Genomic DNA, 15,097 nt, shown 5'->3' with positions numbered 1-15,097 from the left:
CCTTTACCCTTGGCTACGCTTTTTGGAATTGCTCAGGCCGCCGACATGACCAGCGGCGTCCCCGTGTTGCGCTTCACGCCCACCGCGAACCGGCGCTCAAGATAGCCGGCATAAAGCGAAAGTGGCCAGCACAGCGCGAAATAGATCAGCGACACCGTGCCGAAGACCGTCACCGGCTGGAAGGTGACCGTGTTGACCTGCGTGGCTGCGCGGGCGAGCTCGGTGAGCCCAATCAGGGAGGCGATCGACGTCGTCTTGACGATCTGCACCATGAAGCCGACCGTCGGGGGCAGCATCAGCCGCACTGCTTGTGGGATGATCACCAGCCCCAGCGTCCTGAGGAAGCGGAAACCGAGCGCGGTTGCGGCTTCCCACTGCCCCTTCGGGATCGCTTCGATGGCGCCGCGAAAAATCTCGCCGAAGAACGCCCCACCATTGAGCGAGAACGTCACCGCCGCGGCCGTCCATGGATCCGGGCGGTAGCCGAGCAGGGACGAGCCGTAATAGGCCATGAACAGCTGGATCAGGATCGGCGTGCCCATGAAGAACTGGATGTAGCCGGCGGCGAGCCAGCGCAGCGGACGAGCGGGCGCCACCCGGATCGCTGCCACGACAAGCCCGACCAAGCCGCCGCCGGCAAAGGCGATCAGCGCGAGCAGGATCGTCCAGCGTGTCGCCAGGAGCAGGAACATCAGTTCGTTGGGGCCGAAGTCGCGCAGGCTCATGGGCTGGCCTTCCAGCGGAACATCAGCTTGCCTATGCCGGCAAAGAGCAGGCTAGCGGCCTGCACCAGCACAAAGTAGACGACCGCGATGACGATATAGACCTCGAAGCTCCTGAAGGTCTGCATGACCAAGTTGTTGGCGACCGCCGTGAGTTCCTCCGCCGCGATCGCGCCGACGATCGAGGTGCCCATGATCTGCAGGATGAATTGCGCCGATAGCGATGGATAGACGGCACGCGCCGCTGGCACCAGCACGATGTGGCGGATGATGCGGTAGCGGCTGAGCCCGAGCGACTTGGCCGCCTCGATCTGTCCTTCCGGGACGGCTTCGATGCCGGCGCGCAGGATTTCGGTGGCATAGGCGCCGAGATGGATGGACAGCGCGATGACCGCCGCCGCGTCGCTCGATAGCTTGAAGCCTAACAGCGGCAGCGAGAAGAAGACGAAATAGAGCTGAATGAGCAGCGGCGTGTTGCGGATCAGCTCGACATAAGCGCCTATCGGCCAGGATAGAAAGCGCGGCCCGAAACTGCGCCCCACAGCGCCCAGGATACCGAAGGCGGCGCCGAACAGGATCGAGAGCGCCGCCAGTCCGATGGTCTTTTCCAGCCCGCGCTGCAGCAGGTCAAGATGCGCCAGGACCGGGCCGAATTGCAGGGCGGTTTGCATAGGCATTCCGTCAAGAAAGCGAGGCCGACCGGCCCCGCGGTTTCATGGAAGATGTGATCAGAAAACCGGCAGCCCAGGCAGCGGCTGGTTGCGATACTTCATCGACAGCGCATCGAGCGTGCCGTCGGTCTTCATGGCGAACAGCCAAGTGTTGATCCACTGGCGAAGATTGTCGTTGCCCTTGGCGACGCCGATACCGAAATAGAACGTCTTGAGCACATATTTCTGCTCGAAGGCGTCGCCGTTCTGCGCCTTCTTCAGGTAGATCTCGCCATAGTCGCCGCCGCCCATGGCGTCGATCTGGCCCGATACCATCGCCTGCAGCAGCGAGGAGTAGTCGTCGAAGCGCAGGATGTTGATGCCGGGATTGGCGGCGGCCGCCGCCGTCAGCAGGCCGTCCTCGCCCGTGCCCCGCGTCAGGCCGACCTTCTTGCCGACGAGGTCGGCGACGCCTTTGATGCTGGTGCTTTTCGGCGCGATGACAACGGCCGACTGTCCGGCATAGGGGATCGAAAAATCGATCTGGATGGCGCGTGCAGGCGTGATCGAGAAGATCGAGATGACGGCGTCGACCTGCTTGGTCAAGAGCGCCGGGATGCGGCCGGGCGATGTCACGGTGACGAATTCGACCGGAACGCCAAGCGCCTCGCCCATCTTGTTGGCGACCTCGATATCGAAGCCGGTCGGCTTCAGATTTGCGTCGAGAAAGGCGTAAGGCGGCGTGGTGGTGTCGATCGCGACGACCAGTTTGCCGCGCGAGATGATCTCGTCGACGGTTTGCGCCGAAGCGATCGAAGGCATGAGCACCAAGAGCATCAGCACCATGCCAGTCAGCAAGGCGCCGGCTCCTCCCAAGACAATCCGCATATTTTCCTCCCATGCATTTGGCGCCTTCAAGTCGATATCGTCCGCGCGAGGGCGCATCTCACGCGAAGACGTATGGAAAATCTGTCTGTCGTCCCTCGATTGTTCAGCGCTGCAGCATGCTAGCATAATGGTATGCTATTATAATTTTTATCATCCGCGCAAGAGCTCGGCAGGCTGGACAACCCAAAGACGAGGAACTGCAGCCGGAAAAACGTTGACGATCAGGATTCTCCTTGAGGCCGGCGCGCGGATTGATCAGTTTGTTCCCGAAGCACGCCACTTGCCGGGCGGATAGCCACGGCGGACAGGGAGAGTAACCAATGCGCACCAAAACCAGCATCCGCGTCGTCGGCTGCCATGCCGAGGGCGAGATCGGCGATGTCATCGTGGGCGGCGTGCTGCCGCCAGCGGGCCGCACGATGATGGAAAAGATGATCACGATGGAACGCGATCACGACCATATCAGGCGCATGCTGATCTGCGAGCCGCGCGGCAGCGTCGCCCGGCATGTCAATCTCCTGGTGCCTTCGACGCGCGAGGATTGCGTAGCGGGCGCCATCATCATGGAGCCGACCGAATACCCGCCGATGTCCGGCTCCAACACGATCTGCGTCGCCACGGTGCTGCTCGAGACCGGCATGGTGCCGATGCGGGAGCCAGAGACGCGCTTCAAGCTGGACATGCCCGGCGGCGTCATCGAGGTGCGCGCCGAATGCAAGGACGGCAAATGCCTGTCGATAACTTTCCGCAATGCCCCCGCCTTCGCCCACAGCCTCGATGCCAATATCGAGGTGGAAGGGCTTGGCACGCTGAAAGTCGATATCGCCTATGGCGGCATGTTCTACGCGATTGTCGATGCGTCCGCGCTCGGCTTCTCGGTTACAGCCGACGAGGCCCGCGAATTGGCGGTGGCCGGCGAGAAGGTCCGCCGCGCGGCACGCGAGCAGCTCGATGTCGTGCACCCGCAGTTCGACAAGGTGCGCGGTGTGTCGATCGTGCAGTTCGCCATGCCGTTCCAGGGGCCGGGCAAGGTCACGCGCAACACCTGCATCGTCTCGCCCGGACGCTCGGACCGCAGCCCGACGGGTACCGGCACCTCGGCCCGCATGGCCGTGCTGCAGGCGCGGGGCCAGATGAAGGAAGGCGAGATGCTGATCCATGAATCGATCATCGGCTCGCGCTTCACCGGCAAGATCCTCGAGCTCACCGAAGTGGCCGGGCGCAAGGCGATCGTGCCGCAGATAACCGGCCGCGCCTGGATCACGGGCGAACACAATTACTATCTCGATCCGACCGATCCCTATCCGCAAGGCTATGTGCTGTCGGACACCTGGGGCACCTCGACCTCGGTGACGCAGTAGAATTTCCCGCAACGGTGTCGGCTCGGATCGCACGGGCGCCCGGACGCTTTCCAGCTCCTGGCAGGGGCATTTGCGCCTGGACAGATTCCCGCGGACCTTGCAGGGAGGCGCCTCCTCTGATTCCCTGCGCTTGGGGGGGCGCCTGATTCGCGTGCTTGTTGTTCCGGTCCCGCATGATCTTGGGGCAGGGCAGCAGGTGCTTTGGTAGAAAGATGAAAAAATGACCGCCAAGCCGGAAATCCTGGAGATGAGGCCCAAGATCACCGTCGTCGGGGTCGGCGGCGCCGGCGGCAACGCCGTCAACAACATGATCGCCGAGGGGCTGCAGGGCGTCGAGTTCGTCGTCGCCAACACCGACGCGCAGGCGCTCACCATGTCGAAGTCGTCGCGGCTGATCCAACTGGGCGCGCACGTGACCGAGGGCCTGGGCGCGGGGTCCTTGCCCCAGGTCGGCAGCGCCGCCGCGGAGGAATCCATCGACGAGATCATGGATCACTTGGCGGGGACGCATATGTGCTTCATCACCGCCGGCATGGGCGGCGGCACCGGCACCGGCGCGGCGCCCGTGATCGCGCGTGCGGCACGCGATGCCGGCATCCTGACGGTGGCCGTCGTCACCAAGCCTTTCGTCTTCGAAGGCAAGCGCAGGACCCAGGCGGCCGAGGAAGGCATCGAACGGCTGCGCGAGAGCGCCGACACGGTGATCGTTATCCCGAACCAGAACCTCTTCAGGGTCGCCGACGCCAGGACCACCTTCGCCGACGCTTTCGCCATGGCGGACCGCGTTCTCTATGCGGGTGTCGGCTGCATCACGGATCTCATCGTCAAGGAAGGGCTGATCAATCTCGATTTCGCCGACGTGAAGTCGGTGATGCGGGACATGGGCCGGGCGATGATGGGAACCGGCGAGGCCTCCGGGGAGGGGCGTGCCAAGATCGCGGCCGAGGCGGCGATCGCCAATCCGCTCCTCGACGAGGCCTCGATGTCCGGCGCCAGGGGGCTGCTCGTGTCGATCTGCGGCGGCATGGACATGACGCTGTTCGAGGTCGACGAGGCCGCGACGCGGATCAGGGAAGAAGTCGACGCCGATGCCGACATCATCGTCGGCGCCATCTTCGACCAGGCCTTGGCGGGAAAGTTCCGCGTGTCCGTCGTCGCGACCGGCCTGCGCAAGAGCGCGGAGATCGCCCAGTTCGAGCAGCGGATCGCCTGAGATCACGGCGATCTCGCGCTGCGCTCGTCCTGACGGCAACAGCGCAATCGGTCGATATCTGCTTCCGTTTGCGAACAATCCTGGACCGCGCGATGTTGGCCAGCGCCCTCGCACGCTTCCTCGTCGCAAGCCCTCGCGAGCGTATCCGACCAACATCTGTCCATATTGGACTAATCGATCGGCCTGTTCGACAGGAGTCGATTTAAGTTCCTTCGGGGAGGAGTAGACTTAGCGACGATCGACGAAGCGTCGCGCCTGCCCGGGAGGACTACCTTGCTCGTTGCCGTCCATTGTCTCGACCATGCCGATGCGCTGCCGCGCCGGCTTGCCAATTACGATGCCCACAAGGCCTATCTTGCCGCCGGCAAGGTCGCGACCGTGATCTCCGGGCCGCTGGTCGCGGCGGACGGCGCAACCATGATCGGGTCGCTCTTCGTCTTTTCCGCCGACAGCATCGAGGAGGTGAAGGCGTTCAATGCCGGCGACCCGTTCAATGCCGCCAATGTCTGGCAGAGCGTCAGCATCAATCCTTTCCTGCTGCGTGTCGACAACCGGGCCTGACGGGGAGGGGCTCGATGAAAAGCTTCGTCTATAACGGCCAGCCGGCGCGCGTCGTCTTCGGATCGGGCACGATCGCAAGGCTGCCGGAGGAGATCGACCGGCTGGGACTGAAACGCGTGCTCGTGCTGGCGACGCCGCCGCAGGAGGCGGACGCCCGGCGTCTTGCCGGATCGCTCGGCGGCACGGCGGCCGGGGTCTATGCCGGGGCGACGATGCACACGCCCGTGCCAGTGACCGAGGACGCGCTGGAGGTCGTGGCGGAACTCAAGGCCGACGGCTTGGTTGCGGTCGGCGGCGGTTCCACGACGGGCCTCGCCAAGGCGATCGCGTTGCGCACCGACCTGCCGCAGATCGTGATGCCAACGACCTATGCCGGCTCGGAAATGACGCCGATCCTCGGCGAGACCAAGGATGGCGTGAAGGTCACCCAATCCAGTCCGAAAGTGCTGCCGGAAGTGGTGATCTACGACGTCGATCTGACGATGACGCTTCCCGCTTCCTTGTCGGGAACGAGCGGCATGAACGCCATCGCCCATGCGGTCGAGGCGCTCTATGCCAGGGAAAGCAACCCAGTGATAGATTTGATGGCGACCGAAGCCATAGGCGCGTTGGCAAGCGCCTTGCCGGTGATCGCCGGGAGCCCGCACGACCGCGAGGCGCGCTCTGGGGCGCTGTACGGCGCCTGGCTTTGCGGCATCTGCCTCGGTTCCGTCGGCATGGCGCTGCACCACAAGCTTTGCCACACGCTGGGCGGCAGTTTCGATCTGCCGCATGCGGAGACCCATACGATCGTGCTGCCGCATGCGCTGGCCTACAATGCGCCTGCCGTTCCGGACGTCATGGAAACCCTGCGGGCCGTGCTGAAGACGGACGATCCCGCGATGGCTCTCTACGATCTCGCCGGCCGGATCGGGGCACGGCGCGGGCTCGCCGAGATCGGCATGCCAGCCGACGGGATCGACATCGCGACGGACCGTGCGCTGGCCAATCCCTACTGGAACCCGCGGGCGCTGGAGCGGGAACCGATCCGGGCCCTTATCGCGCGTGCCTATGCCGGCGAGCCGCCACAGGCCTGAAGCCCGAATGTCCCTGGAGGAGTTATCGCCATGACAGGCATCGCAGACGCCGCTCGACCGAAATATCCCTATTTCGAGGAAGAGACTTCGGTCGACGTGGTCAACGCGCGCATGGGGCCGGATGTCGACCCGCGCTTGCGCGAGGTGATGGGCGTGCTGGTGAAGCATCTGCATGCCGCCGTCAAGGAGATCGAGCCGACGCATGAGGAGTGGTTGCAAGGCATCAAGTTCCTGACCGATGTCGGCAAGATGTGCTCCGACTGGCGGCAGGAGTTCATCCTGCTTTCCGACACGCTCGGCGTCTCGATGCTGGTCGACGCGATCAATCACCGGCGTTCGAACGGCGCCACGGAAAACACCATTCTCGGCCCGTTCTATGTGCCCGAAGCGCCGCGCTACGAGCATGGCGCGAACATCTGCCTCGACGGCAAGGGCGAGCCGATGGTGGTGCGCGGCCGCGTGCTCGACACGCAAGGCAAGCCGATCGCCGGAGCGTTGATCGACGTCTGGCAGACCAATGACGACGGCTTCTACGATGTCCAGCAGAAAGACGTGCAGCCCGACTGGAATCTGCGCGGGGTCTTCACCACCAACGAGAAGGGCGAATACTGGTATCGCTCCGTCAAGCCCCGCTACTATCCGATCCCTGACGACGGACCGGTCGGAAAGATGCTCGCGGCGCTCGGGCGTCATCCGAACCGCGCGGCGCATGTGCACTACATCGTCAGCGCGCCGGGTTACGATCCCGTCATCACCCACATCTTCGCGCCCGACTGCCGCTACCTTGCCGAGGACGCCGTGTTCGGCGTCAAGGATTCGCTGATCGCCGATTTCACCCGAGTCACCGACCCTAAGAAGGCGAGCGCGCTCGGTTTCGAGGCTCCGTTCTGGTCCGTCGAGTGGGATTTCGTGCTGGCCCCCAAGACCGCTGCATCTTGATCCTGGGTAGTTTCGTCCAAATTGGACAAAAGCTGGCGCCGAGCCGCCCGATCGGCGTATCCTTCCTGCCCGGAAGGAGAATGTCCGGATGAACGATCACGAGTTCCTGCGCGTCTATGATTTCGTGGATCGCCTGCGCCGGCCCTTCCTCGGCGTCGCGGATGTCGAGGACGAGGCCGCCTGGCGCATCATCCACTATCTCATGCGCTCGGAGCTCGAAGGCTATCCGGTTACGATCAGCAAGCTCGCGCTGGTCTCCAACCTTCCGCACGGCACGGCTATCCGGCGCATCCAGGGCATGATCGACGGCGGGTTGATCGAAAGGCGGGCGGCCTCCGAAACGGCCAAGCGCTTCACGCTCCATCCGACGGCGCGCCTTTCGAACCTCGCCATCAACTATGCGGCGGAGACCAAGGCGCTGATCGCCGAGATCGTCGGCGGCCGCAACAATGAGGAGCATGAGGCCGACTATTATTTCGGCGCGCCGCAGCGCGGCAGCCCGATCATCCCGCCGATCAACCTTTTGACCAGCAGGGTCACGAAGGGCGTCGAGCTGCAGTTCCTGCTGAACGACGACAATTACTTCGCCGCCATGCGCAACATGTGGTCGGACTTCCGCAACAATCTGGCGAGCGCCAAGAGCTTCAAGCTGATGCACCAGAACGATCTCTATCGCGAAGGCCTGGCGAACGGCGCGCGCACCGTCTCGGCCTACGACATGATCGCGATCGACATGCCCTGGCTCGGAGAATTCGCGAGCAAGGGACTTGTCCTGCCGATCGGCGAGGTGATCCGTGAATCCGGCATCAACCCGATGGATTTCCATCCGTCGATCTGGTCGACGACGACCTGGCAGCGCATCGAATATGGCGTGCCGATCTACTGCACGATAGAGGTGCTGGCCTGCCGGTCGGACCTCTTCGACAGCGAGGGGCTGGCGCTGCCGCGCACCTTCGACGACGTCATCAGCGCCGGGCGCGCATTCCACAATCCGGCCGCCGAACGCTACGGCATCGCTTGGAACGCCGCGCACAGGCCGCTGGCGTCGAGCTTCATGTTCTTCCTCGGCTGCTGCGGCCAGAGCGTGCTGTCGATCCGCCGCACGCCGACGGGCTATTCCACCGAGAACCTCGACGCGCAGCATATGCGGCCGCAGATCGACAGCGAAGCGGGCCTGCTGGCGCTCGACTATATGCATCGCATGCTGGAAATCGCCCAGCCTGACGCGCTCGATGCGCATTGGGACGATTCCTGCGCGGTCTTCCTGCGCGGCCAGAGCGCGATGGGCTATGTGTGGACGATGCGCGCCGCGCAGTTCGAGGCCGAAGTCCGTTCCGCGGTCAAGCGCCGGGTCGCCTATGTTCCGCAGCCATCGGGGCCGGGCGGCACCAACACCTCGCCGATCGGCGGGTTCCTGTTGTGCATCCCTTCCAACATCGACCCGAAGCGCCTGCCGCTCGCGGCAGAAGCGCTGGCCTGGATGGCGTCGCGCGAGGCCATGAAGGAGCATGTGAAGAACGGCTTCCCGGTCGCGCCGCGTTTCTCGGTCAGCGCGGACCCGGAGGCGATCGGCAGCTCGCAGCTCGTGCGCTTCGTCGGCAGCCTCGCCAACCGCAATCTGCTGCGCAACTGGCAGCGCCCGCCGGTGCCGTTCTACACCGGCATGGAGCGCATCATCGGCGAGGAAGTGCACGACGCGCTTTCGGGCCGCAAATCCGACCGCGCGGCCCTGAGGGATGCCCAGGACCGTATCGAGCGGCTCGTCGACCGCGCTGGCTGAATCCGTTTCGTTGCGGCGCGCGTTGAGAGAGAGTTCAGCGTTTGATCGAATCGCCCGCTGCAACTCCTTGTTTTTGCGTCATTCCAGAAGAAGAACCGCGGGTGCGGTTCTCATCCTGGAACTGCTCAGGCGATGGCTCGTATCGAGCCGCCATCCACGCCCCAGACGGAGGAGGTGACGAAGGAGGCGAGATCGGAGGCGAGGAAGACGATGACGTTGGCCACTTCCTCTGGCTTGCCAAGGCGGCCGAGCGGCAGCTGGCGCAGCGACATCTCATGCTCGACGGCCTTCTGCGGCTCCATGTTGTGGAATTTGCCCATGGTTTCGGCAAAACCACCGGGCTGAGTCCAGAACGGCGTCCAGATCGGCCCGGGAGCCACGGCGTTGATGCGGATGTTGTTGGCGCCTTCGGTGCGCGCCAGCCCCTTGGTCAAAGCGAGCACCGCCGCCTTGGACGCCGAATAGTCGATCGGCACGCCTTCCGGCTGGCGCGCAAGATCCGAGCCGTTGTTGACGATCGCGCCATGGCCCTGCTTGCGCATCACCGGCAGAACGACGCGCGTCGTGCGGACATAGCTCATGAAATTGAGCGAGAAGGTCTTGTCCCACTCGGCGTCGGTCAGCTGGTCGAATGTCCGCACCGCGCCGGCGCCGACATTGTTCACAAGGACATCGACCGAGCCGAAATGGGCGATGGCGGCCGTGACCTTCTCCTCGATGTCGGCTGCCGACGACAGGTCGGCCTTGAACGTCGCTGCCGTGCCGCCGGCCGCCGTGACCGCGGCCGATGCCTCGGCGAGGGCCGCTTCGTCGATGTCGAAAAGCGCCACCCGGCTCCCTTCGCGGCCAAACGCGATCGCCGTTTCGCGGCCGATGCCCTTCGCCGCCCCGGTGATCAGCACCGCCTTGCTCTTGAGATTGGTTTCCATTTGATCCTCCCTATCTTGCGGCGAATTGCGCCATGGTGGTTTCGAACGAGCGTCGAGCCGCCTCTTCGAGCGGCAGCACGCGATGCCTCTTTGAGATCACTTCGACCGAGTAGAAGCCGTCGAAGCCGGTCTTGCGGATCGCGTCGATGAAGGAGGGGGGATCGAGCACGCCCTCGCCACAGAGCCGGCGTTCGTAGATCGTGTCTTCCCAGAGCGTGCCGACGATCTTTTCATCGGCGTCGTCGAGCTCGACCGAGACGACATATTGCTTCGGCACGGCGGCGACGGCTTCGTAGGGAATGCCGCCGCGACCGACATGCCAGATGTCGAGCAGCAGGCCGCCATTGGCCTTCGCCGCGCCTTCGACGATGGCGCGCGCGGTCTCCAGCGTGCGCACGTTGGAGAACGGCATCACCTCCAGCGCGATCTTGGTGCCGTAACGGGCGGCGTCGTCGCAGATCGCGGCAAAGCTATCCGTGACCTGCGCCAGGTCGATCGTGTCGGCATCGAATTCCGGCGCGATCTTGACGTCGCGGGCGCCGAGCGCTTCCGCCGCCTCGAAGAGCTCGCGCCGGACCTTGTCCGATGCGGCGCGCAGGGCGCCGGATGCGAACCAGTGGGTGATGAACTCCAGCTCGACATGCGGCATGCCGTTGGCATCGAGGATGCGGCGCATCTCCTTCAGGCCGATCTTCTCGCGCGTCGCCTGCAGATCGGCATGGATCAGGCCGACGCCCTTGTATCCGGCCCTGGCCGCCGCCTCGACACGCTCCGCGAAAGGGAAGGGGCTGATCTCGTTCGGCGCGAACGGATAGACATCGCCCGAGATGGTCCAATAGGCGGCGACGAGTTCAATGGGGTTGCTCATCATCTTCTCCTCAGACCGAAGCGCCTTCCGACCCGGTGCGGAAATCGAAGCTGGTCGTCAGGCCGCCGTCAGCGATGATCTCGGCGCCGTTGAGCGCCGTGGAGGCATCGGAAAGCAGGAAGAGGCCGGCGCGGGCGACCTCGGCCGGATCGAGGATGCGGCCGGCCGGCTGGCGATTGGCGCGCGCGGCGAGGAACCGGTCCGGATCGTTGGCGGATTTCATGTGCCGCTCGAACAGGCCGGCAAGCATCGGCCCGGGGCTCAGCACGTTGGCGCGGATGCCCTGGCGCGCATGGTCCATGGCGACGGTGCGGGTCAACTGGCGCACGGCGCCCTTCGAGGCGGCATAGACGGCGAGCTGCTGCTCGGCGAAGGTCGCGTCGATGCTGGCGACCGCCACGATCGGACCGCCGCCGCGCGCGGTCATCAGCGGCAGCATGGCGCGGAAGGCGAGAGCCGTGCCGATGAAATTGACCGACATGGTCTTTTCCATCGCCGCTTTGTCGAAGTCGAGGATGGTGCCGACATTGAGCATGGCCGCCGATGTCACGAGCCCAAGTGTTCCGGGATTCTCCCCGGTGATAATGTCGGTGATGCCGGCCCAGGTCGCTTCTTCGGTCACGTCGCCCTGGACATGGGAGTAGAGTTCGCTTGCAAGGCTGTCGGGCGCAGGTGCCAGATCGACGCCGATCGTGCGCACGCCGCTTTCGGTCAGCAGCCGGGCAATGTTGGTTCCAAGACCAGAAGCCGTTCCCGAGACCACGACAAGGTCCGGCAAGGCGTTGCTAAAGACTGGCTCCGTGGCCATGGGATATTCCTCTTTGTCTGACGTCGGGAAGGATGAGGCACGGCGCCGTGCGCCGTGCCTCGGATGCGGATAAATCAGCGGCCGAGCGCGGCGTTGCAGTCGGCGACGTTGGCCTTGGTGATGATCTCGTGCGGCAGGAAGATCTGCTTCTCCACCTTCTTGCCGTCGAGAAGATCGGCGACCGCCTGCGCGGCATATTTGCCGTCGTCGATCGGCGACTGCAGGACGGTGGCGTATTGCGTGCCGTCATTGATCTGGTTGACGCCCTCGATCGAGCAGTTGGAGCCGACCAGGACCAGGCTTGCCGGATCGATGCCGGCGCGCTTGGCGGCGACGATCACGCCCGACATCATGTTGTCGGCCTGCGCATAGACGCCCTTCACGCCCGAGCCGAGCTGGGTGAAGAGGGCGGCAGCGGCATCCGTCGCCTTGGTCTGGTCCCAGTTGCCGTTCTGCTTGCCGGCCACCTGGATGCCGCTTGCCTTCTTGCCTAGGACATCCTCGAAGCCCTGCGAGCGCTGGATCTGCGGCGGTGTTCCGGGAACGCCTTCGACGATGAAGACCTTGCCTTCGCTGCCGAGCTTCTTGTCGGCGAAACCCTTGATCATGGCTTCGCCGGCGGACTCGCCGTTGCCGATGTCCGACGGGCCGGTGAAGACGTCCCAGAACTGCGAATATTTCTCGTCCGGACGCGAATTGGTGATCACCAGCGGGATGCCGGCCTGCTTGATCTTGCGCAGCGACGGCACGATGGCGCTCGCATCCGCGGGCCAGAGCACGATCGCGTCCGGCTTCTGGGCAATCGCCTGGTCGACCTGCGAGGCCTGTTCGGCGGCGTCGTAGTTGTTGATCTTCACCTCGAGATCGATGCCGGCGGCGGCCGCGACTTCCTTGAAGGCGCGCTGGTGGAGCGCGCAATATTCGCATTCTTCCGTGACCGTCAGCAGGATGACCTTCGAGCCTTTGGCCGCGGCGAAGGCCATTCCCGGCGCCATCAGCCCTCCGACGACCGCGGTCGTCAGCAAGAGTTTGGTGAGTTTTGCGAAGTTCATTTTGGTTACTCCTCCCGTTTCAAGGTTGCACGTTCCCCCGCGCCGCCGATCGCTCGGCGGCGTTGCAAGGATCCGTCGGTTGTTTCCGCTAGGCGGAATTGGCGGCCCGCGACATTGCGAGCCGTTCGCTCATCCATGCGCCCAATTGGCCGTCGAGCAGCACGATCCCCATCAGCACGAGGCCGTTGGCGAAGAGAATTCCCGTCGCCCCCATGCCGATCAGACTGAGGCCATTGTTCATCGCCGTCAGGATCAGCGACCCGAGCAGCACATGCGCGGGCGTGCCCGAACCACCGGTCAGCGCAACACCGCCGACGATCGCGGCTGACACGGCCTGCAGCATGAGCGTGCTGCCGGTCGTCGCCGCGGCGCTGGCGAGGCTCATCGACAGCAGGCTTCCCGCGAGCGCGGCCGTGACGGCGGAAATCACGAAGACGATCACCAGCGAGCGGCCGACCCTGGCGCCGCTCGCCGCCGCCACCTGGGGCTTGCTGCCGACGACGCGGATGTCGCGTCCCATCAGCGTGTAGTGCATGAACAGGCCGACGAGCAGGAAGGCGGCGAGTGTCACCAGGCTGCGCCATGAAAAGACCGTCAGCAGCGGATCGTCCAGCGCCATGCCGAGGTCGAAATTGTCGGTGCTGATCACCTTGCCGCCGGCGAGCCAGAAAGCGAAGCCGGAGAGCGCCATCATCGAGCCGACCGACACGACGAGCGAGGACACCTTGAAGCGGCTGATGACGATCGCGTTGACCAGGCCGACAAGCACGGCGAACGCGAGCGCGGCGGCCATGCCGTAGACGAGATTGCCGGCGCCGACGACGAGCGTGATCAGGCCGCCCACGGCGACCATGGAACCGACGCTCAGATCGAACTCGCCGGCAATCATCGTCAGCGACAGGCCAAGCGCGACCATGCCGAGCAGCGCGAAGGACTGCATGAGCGCATAGAGATTGCGGCCGCTGATGAAAGCCGGATTCCAGATCGCGAAGGCGACGACGAGGGCGGCGAGAAGGGCAAGGCGCAGCAGCGTCGCGCCGGAGACCATCTTGGACTTGCGGATCGCGGCCATGGTCCTACCTCCGGAAACCGAGCGCCAGCGCGCCGAGGATGACCGAGCCGATCACCACCAGGCCCTTGACGATGAGCTGGATTTCCAGCGACAAGCCCTTGAGCAGAAGGATGTTGGAGATCATCGCCAGGAACACGGCGCCGATCGCCGCGTCGAGCACCCGGCCCTGGCCGCCCTTGATCGCCACGCCGCCGACCAGCACCGCGGCGATCGCGTCGAAATCGAGCCCCGCGCCGAGCTTGAGGTTGCCTTGCGCCGCCTGCGAGCCATAGAGCGCGCCGGCAAAGGCCGCGGCCATTGCAGCCAACATATAGGCGAGCACCAAAGTGCGGCCGACGCGAAGGCCGGTGAAGCCGGCGGCCTTCGGGTTCAACCCGATGAGGCGCAGTTCCCGGCCGAAACGGGTCCGCTCGACGATGAAGCCAAGCACGATCGCCGCCAGCAGGAAGAGCAGGATCTGGTTGGGAAGACCGAGGGTCCGCCCGACTCCCAGCCAGCTCGCGTCTCCCTGACCCACGACCGTTAGGCCGCCAGAATAGAATGAACCGGCGCCGGTGATGGTCGAGGCCATGGCTATCGTGGTGATGATGGGGTTGGTGCGGAACAGGCCGACGGCAATGCCTTGGGCCAGCCCGAACAGCCCGCCGATCAGGACCACCAGGATCACGCTCGCAAGCAGGCCGAAATGCAGGAAGGATGCAAAGAGAATGGTGGAGACGGCGGCCGTCGCGCCCATCGACAGCATGAATAGATTGCCGGAGAGTGTGATCAGCGCCATGCCGACCGCGGCGATGCCGACGGCGGAGGTGGAGTACATGATCGCGGACACGTTGGCGCTGGAGGAGAAGCCGGGAACGGCAAATGTTGCCCACAAAGCGAACAGCGCCGTTGCCGCCCACACAGCGGTGGACTGGATGCGCTCCGGCCGCATCAGGCTGGCGCCGAGCGCCGTCGCGTCAAATCCGGCCAAGGCCCTGCCTCCGCTCCCTACATTGCCGTTGATGCTCATGCCGCCCTCCCGATGGCCGGGCCGCGCACTACGTCGCCCAGGATGGAATCCATGGTCGTCTCCTCGACCGGCAGGTCGCGAACGATCTCGCCGCGGAAGACCGTGATGACGCGTTGCGAGAGCTCCCGAATCTCTTCCAGGTCGGTCGAGAAGAAGAGGACGACCAGCC

General features: G+C 64.6%; 15 protein-coding genes. 6 read left to right on the top strand and 9 right to left on the bottom strand.

The annotated features are described in order from the left end of the window. Positions 1 to 32: 32 nt before the first annotated feature. From EOD07_RS04280 to EOD07_RS04270, 3 genes are read right to left on the bottom strand one after another with little or no spacing between them, the layout of a single operon-like run. On the bottom strand, positions 33 to 725 hold the full coding sequence (locus EOD07_RS04280) for an amino acid ABC transporter permease (protein ID WP_127234101.1): 693 nt from the start codon (positions 723 to 725) through the stop codon (positions 33 to 35). Beyond that, the gene (locus EOD07_RS04275; RefSeq protein WP_127234100.1) at positions 722 to 1,393 is read right to left on the bottom strand and encodes an amino acid ABC transporter permease; all 672 of its coding nucleotides are present in this window, start codon (positions 1,391 to 1,393) and stop codon (positions 722 to 724) included. The genes EOD07_RS04280 and EOD07_RS04275 overlap by 4 nt, the downstream gene beginning before the upstream one ends. Positions 1,394 to 1,450: 57 nt before the next feature. Beyond that, positions 1,451 to 2,260 (bottom strand): transporter substrate-binding domain-containing protein, encoded by an 810-nt coding sequence (locus EOD07_RS04270; RefSeq protein ID WP_127234099.1) that lies wholly within the window; start codon positions 2,258 to 2,260, stop codon positions 1,451 to 1,453. Positions 2,261 to 2,580: 320 nt separating this feature from the next. Here EOD07_RS04270 and EOD07_RS04265 point away from each other — a divergent pair, with 320 nt between their 5' ends. The 6 genes from EOD07_RS04265 (at position 2,581) to EOD07_RS04240 (ending at position 9,190) form a co-directional block, all read left to right on the top strand. Next, a complete protein-coding gene (locus EOD07_RS04265) occupies positions 2,581 to 3,621 on the top strand; it encodes a proline racemase family protein (RefSeq protein WP_127234098.1) in 1,041 nt (346 codons plus the stop codon). Between the two features lie 220 nt (positions 3,622 to 3,841). Beyond that, positions 3,842 to 4,834, top strand: coding sequence for a cell division protein FtsZ (gene ftsZ, locus EOD07_RS04260; protein WP_041008074.1), 993 nt, complete (start codon positions 3,842 to 3,844; stop codon positions 4,832 to 4,834). A gap of 273 nt (positions 4,835 to 5,107) precedes the next feature. After that, positions 5,108 to 5,395, top strand: a complete 288-nt coding sequence (locus EOD07_RS04255; protein ID WP_127234097.1) for a YciI family protein — start codon at positions 5,108 to 5,110, stop codon at positions 5,393 to 5,395. 14 nt (positions 5,396 to 5,409) lie between these two features. Beyond that, entirely contained in the window at positions 5,410 to 6,471 is a 1,062-nt protein-coding gene (locus EOD07_RS04250; protein WP_127234096.1) for a maleylacetate reductase, read from the top strand. A gap of 30 nt (positions 6,472 to 6,501) precedes the next feature. Beyond that, entirely contained in the window at positions 6,502 to 7,410 is a 909-nt protein-coding gene (locus EOD07_RS04245; RefSeq protein ID WP_127234095.1) for an intradiol ring-cleavage dioxygenase, read from the top strand. An 88-nt stretch (positions 7,411 to 7,498) separates the two neighbouring features. Next, the gene (locus tag EOD07_RS04240) at positions 7,499 to 9,190 is read left to right on the top strand and encodes an extracellular solute-binding protein (RefSeq protein ID WP_127234094.1); all 1,692 of its coding nucleotides are present in this window, start codon (positions 7,499 to 7,501) and stop codon (positions 9,188 to 9,190) included. A 125-nt stretch (positions 9,191 to 9,315) separates the two neighbouring features. On the opposite strand, the gene EOD07_RS04235 is transcribed toward EOD07_RS04240, so the two are convergent. The 6 genes from EOD07_RS04235 to EOD07_RS04210 all read right to left on the bottom strand — a co-directional run bounded on the left by EOD07_RS04235 (position 9,316) and on the right by EOD07_RS04210 (position 14,889). Beyond that, positions 9,316 to 10,119 (bottom strand): SDR family oxidoreductase, encoded by an 804-nt coding sequence (locus EOD07_RS04235; protein WP_041007634.1) that lies wholly within the window; start codon positions 10,117 to 10,119, stop codon positions 9,316 to 9,318. A gap of 10 nt (positions 10,120 to 10,129) precedes the next feature. Then, complete coding sequence (locus tag EOD07_RS04230) at positions 10,130 to 10,987, bottom strand: sugar phosphate isomerase/epimerase family protein (RefSeq protein ID WP_206519417.1); 858 nt, start codon at positions 10,985 to 10,987, stop codon at positions 10,130 to 10,132. 10 nt (positions 10,988 to 10,997) lie between these two features. Beyond that, positions 10,998 to 11,795 (bottom strand): SDR family oxidoreductase, encoded by a 798-nt coding sequence (locus EOD07_RS04225; RefSeq protein ID WP_127234092.1) that lies wholly within the window; start codon positions 11,793 to 11,795, stop codon positions 10,998 to 11,000. Positions 11,796 to 11,869: 74 nt separating this feature from the next. Further along, positions 11,870 to 12,847, bottom strand: coding sequence for a sugar ABC transporter substrate-binding protein (locus EOD07_RS04220; protein WP_127234091.1), 978 nt, complete (start codon positions 12,845 to 12,847; stop codon positions 11,870 to 11,872). Positions 12,848 to 12,935: 88 nt separating this feature from the next. Then, the gene (locus EOD07_RS04215) at positions 12,936 to 13,919 is read right to left on the bottom strand and encodes an ABC transporter permease (RefSeq protein ID WP_127234090.1); all 984 of its coding nucleotides are present in this window, start codon (positions 13,917 to 13,919) and stop codon (positions 12,936 to 12,938) included. 4 nt (positions 13,920 to 13,923) lie between these two features. Further along, entirely contained in the window at positions 13,924 to 14,889 is a 966-nt protein-coding gene (locus tag EOD07_RS04210) for an ABC transporter permease (RefSeq protein ID WP_245469837.1), read from the bottom strand. Positions 14,890 to 15,097: the final 208 nt, after the last annotated feature.

The organism is Mesorhizobium sp. M2C.T.Ca.TU.002.02.1.1 (assembly GCF_003997225.1).
Note: the sequence above shows the minus strand (reverse complement) of the source record. Positions and strands in the feature narration are given on the sequence as shown.